Origin of the sequence: Psychrosphaera saromensis (assembly GCF_002954545.1) — a bacterium.
GTDB classification, from domain to species: Bacteria; Pseudomonadota; Gammaproteobacteria; order Enterobacterales; family Alteromonadaceae; genus Psychrosphaera; species Psychrosphaera saromensis.
Window position 1 is genome coordinate 930567 of sequence record NZ_MSCH01000003.1, and the last position, 22589, is coordinate 953155.

The following is a 22589-nucleotide window of genomic DNA, read 5'->3' on the forward strand; positions in this document are numbered from 1 at the left end:
TTAAATATAATATCAACAACAACATGGGTCGTATTTAATGAAAAACACTCTAGCAGCAGCAATTATAGTTGCACTTGGTGCAACATCGACATCAGCTCTGGCATTAGCAGATACCCAGATTAAGGGCTTTGCCTCAGTCGTTGCAGGAATTACAACAGACGCAGATACAAGCTTGTTTGGTTATAATGATAAACTTTCATTTAAACCAGAAAGTCTATTTGCTTTACAGATTTCGTCTGACTTAGGTGAGGGGCTATCAGCAACCGCACAAATAATGTCTCGTGGAGAAAATGATTATTCTGCAAATTTTGAATGGGCTTATTTGTCTTATGAGATATCAGACAACTCTCAAATAAACGCAGGCCGATTGCGTATTCCATTTTATCGTTACTCTGACTTTTTAGATGTTGGTTACGCTTATAACTGGAATCGTCCACCTTCGAGCGTATATAACTCAGATTTTTCCTCTTTTGACGGCTTAAGCTATGTATATAGCAGTACGCTAGGAGATGCCGACTCAAGCTTGCAATTAATTGCAGGATCAAATGACAGTATAATTAATGGAAACCCCTCTAAGCTAGATAATTTAGTGGGCATTAACTGGACCGTAACTTACGACTGGCTAACGGCTAGAATAGGCTACTTTGGTGCAGACGTTACTGTAGATATACAAAATGAAGGTTTGGTTGCTCTAATAGCCGGATTAAATAATGTTGGCTTGGTAGATGATGCAAATGGCATTGCAGTTATTGAAGACTTTGGTGACTTTTTTGCTATAGGTTTAAGTGCTGATTACAACGACTTTCTTTTTGATTTTGAGTTAATTAGCTCTGGAACCGAAGACGCCGTAGCGGCAGATCAGGATTCATCTTATGTATCGGTTGGATATCGTTTTGACCAATGGATTGTATTAGCTACCGTTGAAACCCGTGAAGATGGATTTGATGACTCTAGGTTTGGTCAAATCCCAAGTGTGTATGCTCCGCTTGATTCATTAGTAGATGGAGCACTTGAAGGTCAAGAAGTGCAACAAGATAGTGTATCGGTAGGTGTGCGTTACAACTTCCATCCATCAGCGTCATTGAAATTTGATTATACAAGTAGTGAAATTAACGATGCAGATGCGGTAAATGTATTCACCGTTGGTGTGGACTTGGTATTTTAAGGGGTAATAAATGAAATTTTTAAAAACTAAATTATGTGTAACGATTCTTGGCCTAACGTCAGTGTTTGCCCAAGCAGAAATTGCAGTGGTGGTTCACCCTTCAAATGCATCTGCACTTGATAGCTCATCTATCTCTAGAATATTTCTAGGTAAATTAAAAAGTTTTGATGGTGGCGGCCAAGCGGTCCCTATCAATCAGGAATCTTCAATGCCTGCGACAGATGAATTTAACTCTAAAGTGTTAAATAAATCGGGGAGTCAGTTGAAGTCATACTGGTCTAAATTGGTATTTACCGGAAAAGGTACACCACCAAAAGTGGTAGCTAATGATGCAGAAGTTATTAGTTTAATTTCAGCAAATCCAAATTTAATTGGATATATCGACGCAAGTGCCGTTACAGGTAATGTGAAGGTAATCGCTAAGTTTTAAATTAAGCATAAGCTCCTTAATATAAAAAAGGAGCTTATGCTCCTTTTTTATATACTTATTCCTGTGTTGAATAACATTAGGGGAAACCACTATAGGTAGCGTATTACCAAAATGGTATAATTTACACGTAAAGTCATTAACTGTTTATTAAAGATACTATCTTCTTTTATATTCGATAGAGTTAATGTAAACATCAATAAAAAATATGGATCATTAATTAATGAAAAATACACTTGTAGCAGCAATTATCGTTGTACTTGGTGCAACATCAACATCTGCTCTTGCGGCAGACACTAAAATAAATGGATTCGCCTCTGTTGTTGCTGGGATAATGTCTGATCCTGATACAGAACTGTTTGGCTACTCAGATAAAATGTCATTTAAGCCTGAGAGTTTATTTGCTTTGCAAATTACTTCAGATTTAACTGAAAGCGTAACGGCAACCGCACAAATAATGTCCCGCGGAGAAAATGATTACTCTGCTGAATTTGAATGGGTTTATTTGTCTTATGAGATATCAGACAGCTCTCAACTAAATATAGGTAGATTACGTATCCCATTTTATCGCTACTCTGATTTCTTGGATGTTGGTTATGCTTATAATTGGGTTCGTCCACCTTCAACCGTATATAATTTAGATTTCACGTCTTATGACGGGGTAAGTTATGTATATAGCAGCACAATAGGTGACGTTGACTCTACTCTACAATTAATTGCTGGCTCACATAATAGTGTGATAGATGGAGATCCTTCAGAATTAGATAGTTTAATGGGCGTTAACTGGACATTAAATTACGACTGGCTAACAGCTCGAGTCGCTTACTTTGGTGCTGATGTGAGTGTTGAGGTTGGAGCTTCGGCTCCCTTAATTACCGCACTAACATCCGTTGGCTTGAATAATGATGCAAGTAATATTGAAATTGCTGACGATTATGGCGACTTTTTAGCGCTAGGTTTAAGTGTTGATTACAATAATTTTTTAGTTGATTTTGAAATAATCAGTGTAGCTGTAGAAAATAGTATTTTTGCGGAGCAAAATTCAGCTTATCTATCTCTAGGTTATCGTTTTGATGAGTTAACTCTACTGGCAACTATTGAAAACCGCAATGATGAACATGACGACTCAAGGTATGGTCAAATTTCAAGCGCTTATGGTGTATTAGGGCCGACAGTGGATAGCGTATTAAAAAGCCGAAAAATAAAACAAGATATTGTTTCTTTAGGCGCGCGATACAACTTCCACCCATCCGCAGCATTAAAATTTGATTATACGAATAGTGAAACTAACAAAGAAGCGCGCGAAAGTTCGTTATCAGTTGGTGTGGACTTGGTATTTTAAGAGGCAATAAATGAAATTTTTAAAAACAAAATTATGTGTAACGATTCTTGGCCTAACGTCAGTGTTTGCCCAAGCAGAAATTGCCGTGGTTGTTCACCCTTCAAATGCTTCAGCAATTGATAGCTCATCTATCTCTAGAATATTTCTAGGTAAAAAGAAGAGTTTTGATGGTGGCGGTCAAGCAGTACCAATTACACAAGATGCATCAAGTGCAGCAACAGATGAATTTAACTCTAAAGTGTTAAATAAATCAGGCAGCCAAATAAAGTCATACTGGTCTAAACTAGTATTTACTGGTAAAGGCACACCACCAAAGGTTGTGGCTAATGACGCAGAAGTTATCAAGCTTATCTCGGCAGATCCGACTTTAATTGGTTATGTTGATGCCAGCGCTGTAACTGGTGCAGTAAAGGTAATAGCTAAATTTTAAGCTCTGAGCTCTGATATATAGGGCTATATTAAGTTTTGTTACGGTAATGAAAATGAGTTCATGCTTCGATTTATTATCGTAAATGTAAGAATTAACAACAAAATATGGATAAACAACTAATGAAAAATACACTAGCAGCAGCAATTGTACTTGCACTTGGTGCAACATCGGCCTCAGCTATAGCAGCTGATACAAGAATTAATGGGTTTGCGTCAGTCGTTGCAGGCGTAACTACTGACGAAGACGCAAGCATGTTTGGCTACAATGATAATATTTCATTTAAACCGGAAAGCTTATTTGCTTTACAAATATCTTCAGATTTAGGTGATGGCTTATCAGCAACAGCGCAAATTATGTCTCGCGGGTCGAATGATTACGCTGCAGAATTTGAGTGGGCTTATTTGTCTTATGATATTAATGACAGTACACAAATAAATGCCGGTAAACTTCGTATTCCATTTTACCGTTATTCTGACTTTTTGGATGTTGGTTATGCATATGCATGGGCTCGTCCACCGCAAGCAGTTTACAGTTTAGTATTCTCTACATTTGATGGTTTAAGCCTTGTTAATAATCATACGATAGGCGATTGGGATTCAACTATCCAAGGTTTCTATGGTAGTTATGATGGTAGCGTTGATTTAGTATCTGATGAAGATCCAGCCACATTAAATAACATGATGGGTATTAACTGGACTGTTACTTATGACTGGTTTACTGCTCGTGCAATATATGCTCAAGCCGAAACATCAATTAGTTTTGAAAATAATGAAGATCCAGAGCGACTTTTAAATAACGGTATTGCACTGGTTGGTAGTATATATCCACAAGTTGCTAGTGATTTAAATGTTGACGAAGATATAGGTTCGTTTATTGGACTTGGATTCGCTGTTGATTATAATAACTTATTAGTTGAAGCTGAATTTACAACTGTTGACGTAGAGGATAGTATTGTAGCAAAACAAGAGCAGTATTATGTATCTGTAGGATACCGTTTTGATGACTTTACTGTTTATGCAATAACTGAGCACGGCGAAGATACTAATGAGGGTGATTACGATTACAGCTCTGATTTACCAGAAAGCTTAGCCATAACAGCCGATTATACTGTATATCCGAGAACTGCATATCAAACTCTTATTTCATCTCAAGAGGAAACAATTGATACATTTACTGTTGGTACCCGTTACAATTTTCACCCATCAGCAGCATTAAAATTTGATATCACAAGTACTAAAATTAACGATGCAGATGCAATAAATGTATTGTCAGTTGGTGTGGACTTGGTATTTTAAGGGGTAGTAAATGAAATTTTTAAAAACAAAATTATGTGTAACGATTCTTGGCTTAACGTCAGTGTTTGCCCAAGCAGAAATTGCCGTGGTTGTTCACCCTTCAAATGCTTCAGCAATAGATAGCTCATCTATCTCTAGAATATTTCTAGGTAAAAAGAAAAGTTTTGATGGTGGCGGTCAAGCGGTACCAATTACACAAGATGCATCAAGTGCAGCAACAGATGAATTTAACTCTAAAGTGTTAAATAAATCAGGCAGCCAAATAAAGTCATACTGGTCTAAACTAGTATTTACTGGTAAAGGCACACCACCAAAGGTTGTGGCTAATGACGCAGAAGTTATCAAGCTTATCTCAGCAGATCCGACTTTAATCGGTTATGTTGATGCGAGTGCGGTTACTGGTGCAGTAAAAGTAATAGCTAAATTTTAAGTTCTTATAACGCTAAATTTATAGCAAGATAAGTACATTAATAGTCATAAAAAAAAGGAGCGTAAGCTCCTTTTTTTATATCTGTATTTTAATAAATTTAGAGAAGGTTTAAACCAATAAATCTTTAATATTGGCTAATTCAGTTTTACCTTCTAACAATTCTTCTTTTGTTAAGCCAGAAAGTTCATGCGGGAATACTAACCACTCTTCGCTTTCGTTTATATAATAATCCGGCACGATATCTACCTGGTTATTAGTTGGTTTATACCAAGGGCAAGCAATACGTATGTCTTGTGGTGTATTAAGGCGAGATAATGAGCGTATTTGCTTAATTAAAGCGTCAATGCTGCGACCTGAGTCGAATACATCATCAACAATTAGTAATGAATCCGAGGCATTCGCGTTTTCAATTAAATAGTGCAACCCGTGTACTTTGATCTCTTTCGATTGTTGTCCAATACCGTAGTAAGACGAAGTACGAACCGCAATATGATCAGTTTCTACTTTTTTAAAGTCAAAAAACTCTTGAACCGCTATACCTATTGGTGCACCACCGCGCCATATACCTATGATAAAGTCTGGACGGAAACCATCTTGAAATACTTTGTGGGCTAATCTAAATGAATCTTCTAGAAGCTCTTGTGAAGTTATAAATTTTTTTGTACTCATGAGTGGGCTACCAATTAATAAATGACTTCAAATTATAGATTATTTATTAAGTAGCTAAAACGTAATTCTTGCAGAACTCGGTAATATAGAGCAATAGTGTTGGTTTATATTAATTTTAAGCTGTATTGGCAGTTAATTTAATGCACGGACGGTTGTTGTTGAGGTGTTTTTTGAGTTGGCTCGTCAAAACCATCATTTAACCCTCTTATATTAAATGGCTTTTCATCATTAATCTGTTCTGCACTTTTTTCTGCAACTCCCGATAAGGTATCAAGGGAGTAGACAAACTCTTCAAGAATAGTTGGTAGTGCTATATTATAAAAATTAACTTTAAAGTCACGGGCGCTAATAGGAATTGACTGGATAAATTTATCAAACACATCTGGGAATTCTTCAGGGTATTGACTGTTATCTATTCGACACTTATCAAACACTCCTCGGCATGACTCAACGATATGCAATAATCTTTCAATGTTTTGTTCAGAGACCGGTTGAAAAACAAAAAAGTTAGAGACTATTGATGTTAGTCTTTGTCTCGACATGACATTGACTATATTGTCTGTATAAAGCGGAGCAACAAGCTCACGAAAGTCGGCTTGTATATCTCTAACTTGTTTGTTCATTGATTTGTTTTTAGCTTCTATCTTTCTTGCTTCTTGAATGCGCACCAAAGCTAGGCCTATCATCAAAGTAAAGACGATGCTTACAATAAATGAGACTATAAATGTCATAATAAGGTCCCCAAACAGGTAAAAAAAGTTGTTGAAAAATATACCCTAATGAATGTTAAGTCAAATGAACATTTTTATACTATAAAGTGAATGGATAACGAGATAACTAGTGAGAAATAGTAAACACGCACCAGATTTAAATCCAACCGAGTTTAGCTGGCGCTCAATAGCGTCATTATTACCATATTTAATGGAACATAAACTTCGAGTTGTGTTGGCGTTGATATGTTTAGTGTTAGCTAAAATAGCAATTGTCGGCTTGCCATTTGTTTTGAAAGAAATTGTAGATTCATTAGATCAGGTTAATGATGGTGTTGTGGCTATCGTGGCAGTACCGGTTAGTTTGGTATTAGCATATGGTTTACTCCGTTTTTTAAATGTAATTTTAGGTGAAATTAGAGATACCTTATTTGGCAGAGTAACAGAGCGAGCCATGCGTAGAGTTGGCTTAAAGTTATTTAATCATTTACATAATTTAGACTTGGATTTTCATTTAAACCGCCAGACAGGTGGACTTTCCCGAGACATGGAACGTGGTACATCTGGCATCAGTTTTTTAATGCGCTTTATGGTGTTTAATATCGTTCCTACCTTATTAGAAATCCTATTTGTTGTGGCTATCTTCTTTTATCAATACGGCGTGAGCTTCGCGTTAATAACGTTTAGCTCTATTGTCTTGTATATTGCCTTTACGGCGTATGCAACGGAGTGGCGCACTAAATATATTCGCGAAGCCAACAAAGCAGACTCATCCAGCAACTCACGCGCAATCGATAGCCTGCTAAATTACGAAACCGTTAAATACTTTAATAACGAAGAGTACGAAGCCAAACGCTATGATGATGAATTAGCATTATGGGAAAGTGCGCGTCGAAAAAATAGGTTAACCTTATTTGGTCTAAATAGCGGCCAGGCGATGATTATAGCGTCGGCTATGACCGCAATGTTATTACTAGCAGCTCAAGGTGTTGTAGCTAAGGAAATGACCTTAGGTGACTTTGTGTTGATTAATGCCTTTATGATGCAGTTATTTATGCCATTGAACTTTTTAGGGTTTGTTTATCGTGAAATTAAAGGCTCATTGGCAAATATTGAACGTATGTTTGAGTTACTGGCTCGAAAACCAAAAGTGACCGACTCGAAAGACGCGGCAAACTTACAAATCGGCAAGGGTGCTATTCGCTTTAATGATGTTAAATTCGAATACGACCCTAGTAGACCGATTTTAAAAGGTATCAGCTTTAACATTAACAGCGGTGAAAAGCTGGCTGTGGTTGGTGAAAGTGGTTCTGGAAAATCGACATTAGTGAAATTGTTATTTCGTTTTTATGATGTGACTCAAGGTTCAATTGAAATTGATGGTGTTGATATAAAAACAGTGACACAGCAGTCGTTACGCAAACATATGGGCATAGTTCCGCAGGATACCGTTTTATTTAATGACACTATTTTTGAAAATATTCGATATGGCAACCCCAATGCTGATGATTCGGAAGTTTGGCAGGCCATTAAACACGCTCATTTGTTTGACTTTATTCAAGATCTACCCAAAAAAGAACATGCTGTTGTGGGCGAAAGAGGTTTGAAATTATCTGGTGGAGAAAAACAAAGAGTGGCCATCGCCAGAACAATCTTAAAACGTCCGCCAATACTTATTTTTGATGAAGCGACGTCGTCGTTAGATTCTGGCTCAGAGCAAGCAATCTTGAAAGCATTGCAAGAGATCTCCACCGGACATACATCGTTAGTGATTGCTCACCGACTATCCACTATAGTCGATGCCGATAAAATTATTGTCATGCATCAAGGTGAGATTGTAGAAACGGGTGATCATCAGCAATTAATCGCCGCTAACGGACGTTATGCAAAAATGTGGGCGATGCAACAAGATTAATACCGGTATTAGTTAATCTAGTCCTGTGTTAATAAGTAGTGAGTACCTTGTTTATCTGCCTGGTAAAGCGTTGGTAAAAAGGCATTGAGGTTACTCACTTCTTCTACTTGATGTCTAATTGATTGTTTAAGCATGTCTTCTGGCAGTATTTTGTAGCGAATAATTAAATTTATAACGGGACCAATAATTGGTAAGTCAGATCCTATTAAGCTGCTGACTTGGTATTGAGTTCCTGTTTTTGTTTTAATGAATAAGTGTTCAACTTGTGCAAAAGATAATCCGGCAAGCTCAGGTTTAAGTGTCATGCCTTGTTCTGAGAATGCCATAACACGTTCGGTTGTTAGACTATTGTAAGAACCAAACCACTGTTTTTTCTCTATTAATGCTCCGATTCCAAGACCAATAGAACCGTCGGTGGTTGACTGTAAAATATTAATACTTTGATGTTCTGATGGATGGAATATTTGATACCAGGGTAATATTTCTTGGCCAATTTGTACGCTTGATACCGGTAGGTTTTGATAAAACCAAGTCAACATTTTAGGCGTGATATCAATAAGTGGTACATGAGTAATGGAGATCAAGATTTGGCCATTTTCTAAATACTGATAATTTGTTTGAGCTAAGCTAGTATCTTGAATCTGCCAAGGTAGAGTCACGGGGTTGTGATGCGGGAAGTCAGGCATAGGCTTTACTAAAAAACCAATAACTAATAACAAAACTAGATAGGTGAAAATTTTGAAGCCTGTCTTTAACATGTATTTATATCTATTTAATAACTTTGACATTATCTTAACGTTAAAATTACATCTTTGAAATCGACAATCAGGCTTAATGTTTACAGTGAACCTTAGTCTAAAAATTAATTTTAGTGTTAATTACGCTAATTAACGGAGAACTAAATATCCAATATATTGACCGTTATATATTTATACTTTTAATACTCATGATCCCATTTAACTCATTGGCTGACGCTGGTAGTTGTGACATATTTGAAGTAATCGATTGTGATAAAAATGTCGTTTCCCCTAAAGAAAAAAAGGGTAAATGGATACTAGGTGTCGGTTTAGCTCATGCACATGGCGTTCCTGATTATATAGGCTCAGATGAAAGTCGTAATTTAACGCTTCCGCTGCCTTATATTCTTTATAACGGCCCTAAAATGAAAATCAGCTCAAGCGGTATTAATCGGAAATTATTTCATCATGATAAGCTTTTTGTCTCATTAAGTTTATCAGGCGCTATTCCTGTCGACAGCGATAAAAACCAAGCAAGAAAGGGCATGGATGATATCGATGCCGTTTTTGAATATGGGCCAAGTTTTAAATATTTTTTACAAGGTAATAACAAAGCCGACAGTGCGCTGTTTATTGATCTCAATTTTAGAGAAGCAAGAACCTTAAAGCTTGATTCATTAAATTTTAGCTCTAGCCCGAGTGTTGTATTCAGAAAGAAATTACAACAAGATTACTTTATGGGGCAAGTAAGCATGTCGAGTACCTTTAAGTTTGAATTTGTATCTGACAAATATGCTCAAGCTTTCTACGGTGTTGATGAAGCCTTTGAAACGGCCACTAGAGAAAGTTACAAAGCTGAAGGAGGTTATGCGGGCATTCGCTTCAATAGCAGTTTACGTTGGCAAAGAGACAATCAAATTGTTAGTTTGTTTTTTGCTTATAGCGATATCAGCGCCGCAAAATACGTATCTTCTCCTTTAGTAAAAGTGACAAGCCATACTTTATTTGGCGGCTCTTATTTTTGGCTATTTGATTAACCTGAATTAGGGCAATTAGATCTTATTGTTTAAAGTGGAAATTAATACATGGCAATTGGCGTTATATCAGAATTAGTTATTTATCCGGTTAAATCTCTGCAAGGGATCAGCTTAGATAAAAGTATGGTCACAGAACAAGGGCTTAAATGGGACCGACATTGGATGATAGTTAACGACGATGGTTTGTTCTTAACTCAGCGCACTTGGCCTGAAATGGCAACAATTCAAACTAGCATTACAGATACCCACCTTATTCTGAAACATCCAGAACATGAACCCCTACAGATATTGTTAGAGTCTAATTCAACAGAAGAAAAACAAGCTAAGGTTTGGAAAAGTGAATGTCAGGTATTAGATGAAGGCCAGGCTGCATCTGACTGGTTAGTGCAAGTTTTAGGTTTATGGCGAGAGCAGAAACTACATTTGGTGCGCATGAGTCCAGATTTTAAAAGACAAGTAAGCGTAAAGCATAGCCAGGGTAATAAAAACACAACCAACTTTGCCGACGGTTATCCATTTTTAATTACTAATACTAATTCGTTGCTTGAGCTTAATAATGAATTACAGGCTCAAGATATCCCAACGATTCCTATGAATCGCTTTCGTGGCAATATTATTGTGGATAATGTTCCTGCATTTATAGAGCACCAAAGTGACAATCTTAGATTACTTGGTCAAGATGAAACTCAAGTTGGAGTTATCGACTTTTGTAATCCTTGTCAGCGCTGTCCTGTGCCAGGGATTGACCAATTTACCGCGCAAGTACCAACACCTCAGCAGCCATTAAAAACTTTGTTTAATATGCAGCATGTCCCAGACAAAGGAGCTTTTTTTGGACAAAACGCAGTGCTTGCACCAAGTAGTAAAAGCCTTCCAACTTTTATGATCGCCATTGGCGATAAAGTTGAATTTGTGAATGAGAACCATTGATAGATAGTGAGTTTTAGTATGATCCAAGCTGTAATTTTTGATATGGACGGAATTCTTATTGATTCTGAAGCCATGTGGGTAGAGGCGGAAAAACAAGTTTTTTCATCTGTTGGTGTTGAAGTAACCGACGAGCTCTCAAAATTAACCTCGTCTTTGACAACAAAAGATGTAACTGATTTTTGGTATGCAAGATCGCCCTGGGAAAATAAAAGTTTAGAACAAGTAGAAAATGAAGTAATTAGAAAAGTAGAGCAGCTGATCAAACAAAGTGGACAGCAAATGGACGGCGTACAATATCTGTTAGATTTGCTGGTCAAACATAAAGTAAAAATAGGTCTGTCGACAAACTCACCAAGCTGTCTTACTAAAGCGGTATTAAATAAGTTGGACATTGCGCATTATTTTGCAGTTACGACATCGTCGGATCAAGTTATTAATGGTAAGCCTAATCCTGAAGTTTACTTAGCTACCGCTAAAAAATTATCAGTAAAACCAGAACATTGTTTAGTGTTTGAAGATTCTATAACAGGACTAACTGCAGCGATTGCTGCCAATATGCAAGTAGCCGTTGTACCTCCATTAGCTTCTTTTTCTAATGAGAAGTATGCACCTGCCATTCTAAAATTACGCACACTAAATGAATTTAGTGAACAAGATCTAACCAGATTAATTGGCCGTGTAGATTAATCTGGTATTAGTATTTTGTAATTGAAGACCGTAATCTTAATTTTTAGCCAATGTATTATTATGCTGCGAGATAAGCTTAGCGAGCTTATTCGCTTCAATCGGTTTAGACGCATAATCATTCATGCCAGCGTTTAAGCAAATATCAATATCTTCTTTACCGACATTTGCGGTTAACGCGATTATTGGCAAGTCTTTAAATATAGGCATAGTTCGTAGTATTTTGGTTGCTTCTACACCGTCTAGAACCGGCATTTGCATATCCATTAGAACGACATTATATGCATCGTGATTTAACTCAAGCAGCTCAATAGCTTCGGCACCATTATCAGCAACTTCAAATGTAGCACCTAGTTTAGCTAATATTTTGCCACAGACTGTCTGGTTCACTCTATTATCATCAACCACTAACACATGAATTCCTTTCAATACATCGGCGTCAAATTGAGTTGGTGACAAAGCGATAGACTGTTTAATATCTTTGTTTTTGATTAAGCTGAGTTGTTCGTTTACCACATCAAATACGTCTGATGGCGTGATTGGTTTTACCAATAATTGATTTATAGAATCAGAAAAACCAGCTTCTCGCATCACTTCACGTCCGTATGCGGTTTCCATAATAATAACTGGTTTCTTATCTGAACTTAGCTCGGTAATTTTCTTGGCAATCGACAAGCCATCTTTACCTGGTAAGCGCCAATCCATAAAGATTAAATGTATTTTTTTCCCCGCCATAATAGATTGCTGGTAAAAAGCTAAACTATCTTCGCCAGTTGCAAAAGACGTGACTTGGCAGCCAAAGCTATTGAGGATCGAGGTTAAGTATTCTCTGGCCACGTTGTCATCATCAACCACTAATACGTTTAGCTTTTTAAAGTCGATTTCATCGTATGCGCGGTACTGTACTTTGGTTTTACTACGTGAAAATGGTAGCTCTACAACAAAGGTGGAACCTTCATTAATCGTGCTTTTTATTGCAATTGAACCACCCATTAACTTAGTTAATTGGTCAACAATCGAAATGCCTAAACCTGTACCACCAAAGCGTCGAGTCGTTGATGTATCAGCTTGCTGGAATGGGTTCCGAATTAACTCAATCGTTTCTTCACTCATGCCACAGCCTGTATCTGTGACGGTAAATTTGGCTAAAACCACATTGTCTTGTTCTACCGTTTCTATGTCTAAAGTTACATGACCTTCACTAGTAAACTTAATGGCATTACTGATTAAGTTAATCAGTATTTGGGTCAATCTAAATGCATCACCAGAGAGTTCAGAGATAATGCCATCTGAAATAGATGTTAATACCTGGATATCTTTATCTTTCGATAATTGTCGACTCATTCCTGCAACGTTGTCTAATATTTCGTGTAAATGGAAGTCTTCTTGTTCTAACCTGAGCATATTGGAGTCGATTTTCGAGTAGTCCAAAATATCGTTCACTATTGACAATAAATGACCACAACTAGACTCTAAAGTATTAATCAACTTAAGTTGTGATTCTGTTGGTGAGTCATTTTTAATTAAAAACAACATACCAACAATTGCGTTAAGCGGCGTCCTGATCTCATGACTCATATTAGCTAAAAAACGACTTTTGAATTCAGCGCCACTTTTTGCTTCCGATAACGAATGGATAATTTGTTGTTGGTGTTGGCCTTTTATTTTTTGATAGCGAATCGTGATAAAGAGTAAGGCGATACTAAAAGCACTAATAAGTAAAAAGTAAATTAGGTAATGATATTGCAAGTTTGAAATGGCTGAATTTATTCTTTTAGCTGGAGTCGATACCGCAATAAATCCAGAGTAAAGACCATTTTGTGGGCTGTATTGCATCGATAAAATAGATCCGGATTTATCTTTAATGGTTTGTGTTTTAGCTAATATCGGCATTATATCTTGGCCGATATTTTCAGTTATCGTGGCGCGCTCTCGATCTGGTAAAACGTTGCCCCATCTCAGTTCATCATTCCTGTGGTATAAAAAATAACCTTGATTATCTGTATGAATAAATTCTAAATTTCTAGACTCTACGAAGGTATTTACTTTTTGATACAGATTATTGAGATCTAAATTGAGAATAACAATACCGATACGTTCGTCTTGTTTATCTGTGATTATTTTTGCTGCACGAGTTGTCGCTATAAAAGGCGTTTGAATAACACCTTGTTCTATATTTAAGTCTATATTTGACCAGTACGTATTACCTTTGGGGGTAGCGAGAGCTTCTACAAAGTAAGTTCTAGATGATTTGTTTTGTAAATCTGAGGCTTTAGCAGTAATGATTTTGGAACCTTTATGATCGACCCTGATTTTCTCCATGCCATCTTGGTCAATAACTCTGGCTTGTAGATATAAGTTTTCTCTAGCGTTTAATAAGTCTTGGAAAAGTAAGGCAAGTGACCTTGGATCATCAAGGTGGTGGGCATACGAACTAGCTAATAAAGTTAAATCTTGTTCTACTACTTTTTGTAATTCCCGAAAGGTTTCTTTTGATAAAATTAATACCGACTCGCGTTCATTTTTCAGTTCAAGAAGGATTAAATCTTTATCTTTTACATAATTGAAAACTAAAGCGACAACTAATAAGGCAAACAATAATAGCGAGGAAGCTACACCAAATATTCCATCTTTCATCATTAAGTCATACCTATAATTTGTCTCGATTTCTTATGATAAAGACTATATCACTAAAATAAAATAGCGTATGGATTTAATTATTTAAGTCATATCTAGGCTGTAATAACGTGAAATACTATTTATTCATTTCCAGTTTACACTCCACTTATAAACTCATTGAAGCTCCCAGTAATACTAGCGAAGCTTGCAATTTACAACGCATAGTAAATTAATAAAGGTCGATAAAACTACAATGATATTAGAAAAAATAAAAAACATTAATTTATCAATAAAAATGGTTTTAGGGATTGTTTTTTTAATACTAGTAATCTTATGGTGCGTGAGCATACATGACCTAGATCCATGCTTGGATAACACTACACCTAAACTAGATAAAAACTTCCAACCTCATTCTTTAGGTATCGACGTTTCTCATTACCAAGGGGATATTAATTGGTCTACCGTTGAGCTGTCTGGGATTAACTTTGCTTATGTTAAAGCAACAGGAGGCGAAACTTACAAAGATCCTAAATTTGACAAAAATTGGTACCTCCTTAGAACGACTAAGGTTCACCGTGGTGCTTATCATTTTTTCTTTGCCCACGACAATCCTAAAACGCAAGCTGAACACTTTATAAAAACCATTGGTGAGTTACGAGAGTACGACTTACCGCCTATGTTAGATATAGAAGTTAGTGATCATAAGTCTTATAAAATTGTAGAAGAAAGAGCATTGATTTGGTTGCAAGAAGTGGAAAAGGGAACAAAGCGCATACCTATTATCTACACCAATAGTAGCTTTGGTAGTGAAGTGTTAACTCAAGAAAAATTTTCCCGTTATCCCTTATGGATAGCAGAGTATGGGAAAGAGATAAAAGAGATTCCATCACCATGGAAACATAGTGGTTGGACAATTTGGCAACACTCAATGAAAGGTAAAATAAATGGCATTAATGGGCATGTTGATTTAAATCGATTTTATTCGGATAGCGGGAAATTATTACGATTTATTGAAGAGTCACATACCGAAAGCATTACCATTCGGCCGTAGATATGACAGATGAAAGTAATATTAAACAATCATTAGTTCAACGTTCTCTGGTGCTGATAGTCATTAGTATAATGGCTTATTTATCGTACCTAGGGTATTTGTCAGCTTGGTTCCGTCAAGTAACGGGTTCAAACCATATAGACGCAACTAATGTAGCTTATTTGGCATCGGCTAGAGATTATACCGCTGACTTATTGGCCATATTGACGGAAAGTAAAATCGTACTTGCTGTCTTACAAAGTAGCCAAGGCGGAATTAGCTTTATTGTGGACGTACAAGTTCAGTTAGGTCAGATCCTTTCCAGCTTGCATGACGTTATTAATTTATCGTGGCAACTCACACTAGCGTCGTTATCATCAATCGAATTTTTGTCACTATTACTGGAGGCGAGTCATTTTTCGATGTCAGTAATGTTAACCATGTTCTTTATTTCATTAGGCATTAGTGTTTGTTTTTGGAAGCGTTATCATAAAATATCTCAAATGGTCAGTAAGATCTCGGCTACTCTAGGGCTTATTGTACTGGTTACTCACTTTATATTGCCTTATTCAATTTACTCAACGGCCATGTTGAGTAAACACCTGCTATCACCTCATAAGTCTGAAATATACCGAGGGTATTCAAGTTTTCATCATCAACTTCCACAATACGAGGGCAGTTCTGACTTGAAAGATAAAGTAAAAGGAACGATGAGTTACTTTAAAGACAAACCAGAGCATTTAGGAAAGCACTCTGAGAAAATGTCAGCTTTGTCAGCCAAACATTTAACATTAATATTTGTCGAGTATCTGTTTATGCCCTTATTTATCATTTATTTTTTTATTCGGCTAACTAAGCAAGGGTTCAATTCCTTGCTGTTACATAGAAAGTAACAGCAGCGAATAACTAGAGCATCCTGCTCTTTGTTAATGGATTTTTACGTAGAATAACGATGCCTGCTATCCATCGCCTCAACTCAGAACGATTCTAGTTTGAACGAAATTTATACCGCAAAGATAAACACGCTCTAATATACTCACCGCTTTAGTTAGACGGCACGGTTTAATGATGTGTTTACTTAAATGGCATAGTTAACAATGATAAAAGTGAACTGTTTTGTTTAGCGCCTGGATATTCAACTAAACCGATATTAAGGTTCTGATCACTTTTTTCCGCACTACCTTTGTAACTATTAAATAATTTGTCCCACCAAATAACACTAAAACCATAATTTGAGTTGGTTTCATTTACCACTTGGCTGTGATGGATACGATGCAATATTTGTGTCATCAATATAAGTCGTAACGGCTTCTCTATGGCATTAGGTAAGCGAATATTGGCGTGGTTGAATAATGCTAAGCCGTTTAAGGTTATTTCAAATATAAGTACTGCAATGGCAGGAACGCCCAATGCCGTTACGGCCACAAACTTGACCGCTATGCTAATGACAATTTCAATTGGATGAAAACGTAATCCTGTGCTGGTATCTACATGGGCATCAGCGTGATGTACTTTATGTAAACGCCACAGCATTGGCACTTTATGAAATAACCTGTGTTGCCAGTAAATTAAAATATCTAACAACAACAGGCTTAATACAATGATCAACCAGTTTGGCATGTTAGTCGTTAGCTGTAATTGATTAAACAAACCTATGTTCTGTTCTGTGTTGTACAAAGCAACTGCGGTTAAGCCAATTGGGATCACTAATCTTGCAAACAATGACGAGGTAAATACCAAGCCAAAGTTAGCCAACCAACGTTTAGTATTTTTAATAGGGGATTGGCGTGCAGGCAGTCGCCATTCAAGTAACATCATTATTACTAAAATGCTGAAAAAGAATCCAAGTCTCCACCATACTTCGTTAGTCATTTTCTACCTTAGCGGTTTCATTAGCCGTATCGTTTGTTTCTTCGGTGTTGGCATTTACATTCGCTTCTTGCTGCTTAAGTGTGTGATAACCACCGTGTATCCGAGTGAAAATTGTGATGGCACACGCTGTTGCAAAAACACTGGCTAACAAAACAAAATGCTGCGGCCAAATACAAAAGGCAATAAACAGAGCAATGGTTTCGGTGCCTTCGGTTAAGCCGTTTAAATAATAGAAACTTTTGTACTTAAACTGCGGTTTTTCTAATTTGAATTTCTCGGCGGCAATAGCGAAAGCTAAAAAGCTGGAGCCTGTGCCAATAAAGGTGGCCAGTAAAATAGAACCAGCGATGGCATTTTGTTCAGGATTTGCCAATATAAAACCAAGCGGAATGGCCGCGTAAAACAAAAAGTCTAACGTAATATCTAAGTAACCACCGGCGCTAGAGCTTTGATTTGCGTAACGGGCGAGTGCACCATCTAATCCATCCAAAATACGATTAAGCACAATAGCGGTTAATGCGCCGTACCATAATTCAAATGCTAATAACGGAACCGCTAACATGCCAATTAAAAAGCCAATCACTGTCAATTGGTCCGCAGTTACGCCTCGTTTATGTAATAAGCTCACAACAGGAATTAATATTGGTTTTATAGCTGGCGTAATAAATTTATCTAACATGTACTTCTCTTGTAAGTAGCTCTTGCGAATCGCTTTGTAAGTGTTCTTGCGAATGCAGCGTTATGATTTTACCTTGCGCTGCTTCAGCATCACTATGATCGTGGGTGACCATAATTGCAGGTAGTTTATGTTCACGGATTAGATCAAACACTAATTTTCGCGTATCGACACGTAATTGAGTGTCTAGTTTACTAAACGGTTCGTCCAATAAAATAGCTTTGGGTTCACTTAATAACATTCGTAGTAACGCTACTCTTGCTTGTTGACCACCAGAAAGGCTATCCGGGTGGCGATCCCCCATGTCTTTCAAGCCTACTTGCTCCAGTGCTTGATCTACTTTTTCAAGTCGTTGTTTTTTATTACCTTTGGGCATGGCAAATAGGATATTACCGGCCACTGATAAATGTGAGAACAACAGGGCGTCTTGGTATAACACTCCAATATGGCGCGAATTCGCCGGTAAATCCCCAATGTTTTGACCATTGAGCCATACCTCACCGCTAGCGCTGAATACACTAGGTAATGTGCCCGTAAGCCAATTCAATAAGCTAGATTTACCACTGCCAGAAGGGCCCATAATTGTAAGAACGTCGCCGCCATTCACTAACTCGTTTAGGTTAAGTAGTTGCTCACTCTGACGAAACAATTGTAAATCTTTGATCTGTAAAGAAGATTGCATTTAAAAACCTATGCTTTTGCAAGTATTAACTGGGTACGCTCTCATCGATGTGCGCTTTTAAAAAAGTATTTAGGTAACAGCCAGGCCAATATAAATCCTATTAATGGCAACACCATTTGCATAATGGCATAAACCGCACTCGTACGCCTACTAGCACCATTGGCAAGTGTAACGGCTTCTGTTGTTATGGTGCTTATTCGCCCACCGCCAGCTAAAAGTGTAGGTAAATATTGACCAAAACTAATGGCTAAGCCAAGGGCAATAGCTATTAAAATTGGTGAAAATAATTGAGGCAACTTAATTTGCAAGAATACTTTTGCAGGGGATGCACCAAGGCTTGCTGCAACATGAGCAAAACGTGGATCTAAACGTCTATAACTACTAGACAGTGATAGAAAAACATACGGTAAAACAAATAATAAATGGGTAAACACTACATTAAAAAAGGAAGTTTGGTTATGCACAAGTTGTTGCATCCATACTAAGCCAAATAAAAATGCAATACTTGGGACAAGTAAGGGGATGTAAATAACTAAACTGGTAAAACGAGACATAGGTTTTGCAGTTAATTGCTCTGACTCTAAACAGAGCAAAGTGATGATAGTGGCAAACACCGTAGTGATTATACCTATAGCAAGGGTGTTAAATAGTGGTTCACTCATTTGCATCAATGCATTTTGAAAATGTGATAATACAAACTGATCTGGCATAACAGCAGGGAAGCGCCAAAATCCAGCGACCGACCACATAACTAAACCAATTAATGACAGTAATATAAAAGCAATAACTAAGGTGGTAAGCACTAAGGTAATTGTTTGCCAAAAAGCGCTGCCATATCGGCGTTGGCCGTTGGTCATTAAGCCGCTAAATAAGACTTTAACTGCCTTTTCGCCGCCAAGCCATAATGCTAGCAATCCGCCAGTCAGCGTCAGTTGTAATAACGCGCCGGCTGATGCTTTGATACGCAAGTTTAAGTCAACATCACTAAACCAGTGCATAATCGCAACTGCAAGAGTGGGAGGGGTGTTTGGTCCCAATATCAGTGGCATTTCCACACTCGCACTAGCATAGGCGAGCACCGCTAAAATAGGTAAACGTAATAAAGGATAAAGACTTGGTAGTATGACTTTAAAAAAGGCTGTCATAGGACAATAGCCTAAGTTAAGTGCCACCTTATGTTGCTGGCGTAATTTTTTGCCAAGTTCAGGTTGTGCCAATACACCAAGGGCCATTAACAATAAAAACGGTAACTCTTTGAGTGTTAACCCTAAAATAATACTGATGCCATAAGGGTCGTGTGGAAACAGGCCATTTGGGGCTAATTCCCATCCTGTTAACCAAGGCGATAGTAATCGTGAGATCATGCCGGAAGGCGCAATTAAAAAGCCAACAGCAATAGCCGCTGCCGCATGTGGAATAACTAAAATAGGGCTGAGTAAACGTTGAATACGGTTAAGCCAGGGACTGTTAAAGAATGCGGCTAAGATCATTAAGGTAATAATAAAAGCCAGTAAAGTGCTAATTAACCCTGTCGAAACACTCAGTGTTACCATTTGGCTCAAGCCAGGTGTTTGCCAAAGCGCATAAAATCCATGCAGCCCAATACTTGTTTGTTCGAGTTCTGGAGCCCAGCCAAAAGCTGGTAGTAATACACTAATTAAACCAGCAAAAATCGGTAGTAAAAGTAGGGCAAGTAGAAAACGTGGGCTGAGTTTTACCATACGGGTAAATACATCAGTTTTTATGTTGCTCGTCATTGGCTTACCCCGTAACGAGTTTGCCAGCCTGTCATAATGGCTTCAACCCAACTAGGGTGTGGTTCGCTCAAAGTTCGTTTAATACTATTAAGTGGTAGCGCACTTGGATGTGGAGTGTCCGTTTGAAATAAAGCTTGCTGATCAGAGGATAAGGTTGACTGAATTAGGACGGTTTTATCGCCCCAAACACTTGGCTTTTGTTTCTGGGCTTGCGCTTGTGGACTGAGTAAAAAGTTAGCCACTAATTGTGCGCTTTGCTGGTGGCTCGCGTTATAAGGGATAGCGACAAAATGTGTATTACTTAAACTGCCATCACTCATAGCGTAACTGCGAATACTCTTTGGCAAATCAAAGCGTTTCACTGCGGCTGGTACTTCTGGTGCTGAGAAAGTAAAAGCTAAGCTTAATTCTGTGTCATCCACTAAACGGCGCATTTGTGCGCCATTTTGCATAAAATGTTGTCCGTGACGCCAAAGTGTTGGATGTAATTTATTTAAAAAATTCCACAGTGGCATTAATATTTGTTGTGTATTTTGCTTGGTAGCCATTTGGTTTAATTGTGCTTTTATTGTTTCATCACTTTGTTGATGTAGCATAACAAGTGCATATTTTAAAAAGCTCATCCCCAAATAGTCAGGCGGTTTAGGATAACTAAAGCGCCCTGGATTTTGTGTACTCCAAACTAATAATTCATCTAGAGTAGTTGGCAATTGATTATTAGCAGAGCCGTTAATGGCCAGATTGTCATAATAAAAAGTAAGAGAGGCTAATCCCCATGGTGCTTCCATCCCTTGAGTTGGAATGCCAAAATCAAAAGTAACGGCAGGGTTGTTTACTGGATCTGTGTATTGAAAGTTGGGCAATTTATTTGCCCATTGCTTCAATAATAATGTATGCTCGTTCATAGTCGCGAAGTTAGCACCGTTAATCCACATTAAATCGACGCTGCCTTGGTTGTTATTATTTGCAGATTTTTCCGCAAGCACACGACTTACTGCTTCACTAGTATCACTTAGTTTTACATGTACTAAGTTAATATTATATTTTGTTTTAACTTGCGTAGCAGCCCATTGAATATAAGCATTTACTTGTGAGTCAGCACCCCATGCGTAGAAGTATACGTCTTGATTTTCACCCGTCTGTTCAATTTTTTGCCAGCGTGATTGCTGGGCTAAATTTGAGTTTTGTTCTGTGTAGGCAAAAATGGCTGTTGGAAATAGAGAGACACTTAGGGTTATACAAATGAAAAAAGCGATGCATGAAAAGTAGTGTCGCGAGTTCACCTGCCAAAATTTAGTTAAGGGCATTTAAGTCCCAGTTGTAATCTAAAAAGTTAATTTTCATATCGTCGTTTTTAAGGGCTTGTTGTTGAGCTGCGTTTAGTTTTAGTTCGTTAACGTACAACAAAAGAAACTCTTCAAAGCTAGTTGCTGCTTTAAAACCATTCTTAAAATCGTCACCGTACCATTTAAATATTGAAGAAATATTGAGGTTATTACCTTTGGCAAAATTACGTGATGAGTCTGATATAAAACGAATGGTTTGTTGCTGTAATTGTGTTTCTAACATCTCACCAGTATAAGCTTCTTCACGAAGTGCAGGGCAGCCAATGCTAGCGCAGTTTAAGGCAAAATGGATACGCGGTTCGTTATATTTAGATTTGCCTGTATCAGTGACTCTTGTATCAACCGCACCACGAATTAAACCATGTTCAATATCATCAAGGCTCAGAGTCTCACCAAATAAAGGAATGAATTTTTTGCTCCAAGGTGATCTAAAAAAACTACCCAAATCCTTAATTGATTTAAGCTTTGGGTGTTGTTTAGTTTGGTGATTTTTTTGGGGGTGGTAGTTACTTACAATAAGCTCAACGGTCCATGCGTTATAAGCGTTGATTAAAAAAGCCAATTGCTTAGACTTTTCCCAGCTATAAAATTCACTTTTACTGGTAGCACTTAATAAATCTAAATAGGCTTTTAACTGACTGTGCTGTGCTTTAAATCCTGCGTAATTGACTTGTGTGCTGTGGCCATTATTAATGGCCACGACATTGTCACTTAACAGTTTATCCCACACTTTATGCGTTATATCAGTGCTAATCTCACTTTTAACATTAGCTTGAACTAGGTTAGCAAATAAACCTGCAAACAAAGTTAAACTCAGTAAAAGTGATTTGATCATA

Annotated in this window: 22 protein-coding genes; 12 read left to right on the forward strand and 10 right to left on the reverse strand. The window is 37.5% G+C overall.

Annotation, left to right across the window (positions count from 1 at the left end; all coding sequences use genetic code 11):
• Positions 1-37: 37 nt before the first annotated feature.
• From BTO11_RS04270 to BTO11_RS04295, 6 genes are all read left to right on the forward strand, one after another.
• Positions 38-1165, forward strand: coding sequence for a porin (locus BTO11_RS04270; protein ID WP_105051424.1), 1128 nt, complete (start codon positions 38-40; stop codon positions 1163-1165).
• A gap of 10 nt (positions 1166-1175) precedes the next feature.
• Positions 1176-1595, forward strand: coding sequence for a type 2 periplasmic-binding domain-containing protein (locus BTO11_RS04275; RefSeq protein ID WP_105051425.1), 420 nt, complete (start codon positions 1176-1178; stop codon positions 1593-1595).
• A gap of 220 nt (positions 1596-1815) precedes the next feature.
• Positions 1816-2934 (forward strand): porin, encoded by a 1119-nt coding sequence (locus tag BTO11_RS04280; RefSeq protein WP_105051426.1) that lies wholly within the window; start codon positions 1816-1818, stop codon positions 2932-2934.
• Positions 2935-2944: 10 nt separating this feature from the next.
• Positions 2945-3364, forward strand: coding sequence for a type 2 periplasmic-binding domain-containing protein (locus BTO11_RS04285; protein WP_105051427.1), 420 nt, complete (start codon positions 2945-2947; stop codon positions 3362-3364).
• Between the two features lie 119 nt (positions 3365-3483).
• A complete protein-coding gene (locus BTO11_RS04290; protein WP_105053662.1) occupies positions 3484-4659 on the forward strand; it encodes a porin in 1176 nt (391 codons plus the stop codon).
• A gap of 10 nt (positions 4660-4669) precedes the next feature.
• Positions 4670-5089, forward strand: coding sequence for a type 2 periplasmic-binding domain-containing protein (locus BTO11_RS04295; RefSeq protein ID WP_105051427.1), 420 nt, complete (start codon positions 4670-4672; stop codon positions 5087-5089).
• Between the two features lie 108 nt (positions 5090-5197).
• Here BTO11_RS04295 and BTO11_RS04300 read toward each other — a convergent pair whose 3' ends face one another.
• Positions 5198-5758: a phosphoribosyltransferase gene (locus BTO11_RS04300; protein ID WP_105051428.1), complete on the reverse strand. Its 561-nt coding sequence runs from the start codon at positions 5756-5758 to the stop codon at positions 5198-5200.
• Between the two features lie 137 nt (positions 5759-5895).
• Complete coding sequence (locus tag BTO11_RS04305) at positions 5896-6489, reverse strand: hypothetical protein (protein WP_105051429.1); 594 nt, start codon at positions 6487-6489, stop codon at positions 5896-5898.
• A gap of 109 nt (positions 6490-6598) precedes the next feature.
• Here BTO11_RS04305 and BTO11_RS04310 point away from each other — a divergent pair, with 109 nt between their 5' ends.
• Entirely contained in the window at positions 6599-8383 is a 1785-nt protein-coding gene (locus BTO11_RS04310; RefSeq protein WP_105051430.1) for an ABCB family ABC transporter ATP-binding protein/permease, read from the forward strand.
• Positions 8384-8400: 17 nt separating this feature from the next.
• Here BTO11_RS04310 and BTO11_RS04315 read toward each other — a convergent pair whose 3' ends face one another.
• On the reverse strand, positions 8401-9171 hold the full coding sequence (locus BTO11_RS04315) for a hypothetical protein (protein WP_146105457.1): 771 nt from the start codon (positions 9169-9171) through the stop codon (positions 8401-8403).
• Between the two features lie 158 nt (positions 9172-9329).
• Here BTO11_RS04315 and BTO11_RS04320 point away from each other — a divergent pair, with 158 nt between their 5' ends.
• Genes BTO11_RS04320 through hxpB form a run of 3 tightly spaced genes read left to right on the forward strand, consistent with a single transcriptional unit; the run spans position 9330 to position 11774 of the window.
• Positions 9330-10157 carry a MipA/OmpV family protein gene (locus BTO11_RS04320; protein WP_146105458.1) on the forward strand — a complete coding sequence of 276 codons (828 nt, stop codon included), beginning with the start codon at positions 9330-9332 and terminating at the stop codon, positions 10155-10157.
• A 48-nt stretch (positions 10158-10205) separates the two neighbouring features.
• The gene (locus tag BTO11_RS04325; RefSeq protein WP_105051433.1) at positions 10206-11087 is read left to right on the forward strand and encodes an MOSC domain-containing protein; all 882 of its coding nucleotides are present in this window, start codon (positions 10206-10208) and stop codon (positions 11085-11087) included.
• Positions 11088-11105: 18 nt separating this feature from the next.
• Entirely contained in the window at positions 11106-11774 is a 669-nt protein-coding gene (gene hxpB, locus BTO11_RS04330) for a hexitol phosphatase HxpB (RefSeq protein ID WP_105051434.1), read from the forward strand.
• A gap of 36 nt (positions 11775-11810) precedes the next feature.
• Here hxpB and BTO11_RS04335 read toward each other — a convergent pair whose 3' ends face one another.
• Complete coding sequence (locus BTO11_RS04335; RefSeq protein ID WP_105051435.1) at positions 11811-14411, reverse strand: response regulator; 2601 nt, start codon at positions 14409-14411, stop codon at positions 11811-11813.
• 346 nt (positions 14412-14757) lie between these two features.
• On the opposite strand from BTO11_RS04335, the gene BTO11_RS04340 reads away from it, so the two are divergent.
• The gene (locus tag BTO11_RS04340) at positions 14758-15441 is read left to right on the forward strand and encodes a glycoside hydrolase family 25 protein (RefSeq protein ID WP_181135837.1); all 684 of its coding nucleotides are present in this window, start codon (positions 14758-14760) and stop codon (positions 15439-15441) included.
• A gap of 2 nt (positions 15442-15443) precedes the next feature.
• The gene (locus BTO11_RS04345; protein WP_105051437.1) at positions 15444-16313 is read left to right on the forward strand and encodes a hypothetical protein; all 870 of its coding nucleotides are present in this window, start codon (positions 15444-15446) and stop codon (positions 16311-16313) included.
• Between the two features lie 181 nt (positions 16314-16494).
• Here the strand turns inward: BTO11_RS04345 and BTO11_RS04350 are convergent, their stop codons facing one another.
• Genes BTO11_RS04350 through BTO11_RS04375 form a run of 6 tightly spaced genes read right to left on the reverse strand, consistent with a single transcriptional unit; the run spans position 16495 to position 22588 of the window.
• Positions 16495-17292, reverse strand: coding sequence for a sterol desaturase family protein (locus BTO11_RS04350; RefSeq protein WP_105051438.1), 798 nt, complete (start codon positions 17290-17292; stop codon positions 16495-16497).
• On the reverse strand, positions 17285-17971 hold the full coding sequence (locus BTO11_RS04355) for a CDP-alcohol phosphatidyltransferase family protein (RefSeq protein ID WP_105051439.1): 687 nt from the start codon (positions 17969-17971) through the stop codon (positions 17285-17287). Before BTO11_RS04355 ends, BTO11_RS04350 begins: the two co-directional genes overlap by 8 nt.
• Entirely contained in the window at positions 17961-18650 is a 690-nt protein-coding gene (locus BTO11_RS04360) for an ATP-binding cassette domain-containing protein (RefSeq protein WP_105051440.1), read from the reverse strand. Before BTO11_RS04360 ends, BTO11_RS04355 begins: the two co-directional genes overlap by 11 nt.
• A gap of 41 nt (positions 18651-18691) precedes the next feature.
• Positions 18692-20407, reverse strand: a complete 1716-nt coding sequence (locus BTO11_RS04365; RefSeq protein WP_105051441.1) for an ABC transporter permease — start codon at positions 20405-20407, stop codon at positions 18692-18694.
• The gene (locus BTO11_RS04370; protein ID WP_105051442.1) at positions 20404-21714 is read right to left on the reverse strand and encodes an ABC transporter substrate-binding protein; all 1311 of its coding nucleotides are present in this window, start codon (positions 21712-21714) and stop codon (positions 20404-20406) included. Before BTO11_RS04370 ends, BTO11_RS04365 begins: the two co-directional genes overlap by 4 nt.
• Positions 21701-22588, reverse strand: coding sequence for a DUF547 domain-containing protein (locus BTO11_RS04375; RefSeq protein ID WP_105051443.1), 888 nt, complete (start codon positions 22586-22588; stop codon positions 21701-21703). Before BTO11_RS04375 ends, BTO11_RS04370 begins: the two co-directional genes overlap by 14 nt.
• Position 22589: the final 1 nt, after the last annotated feature.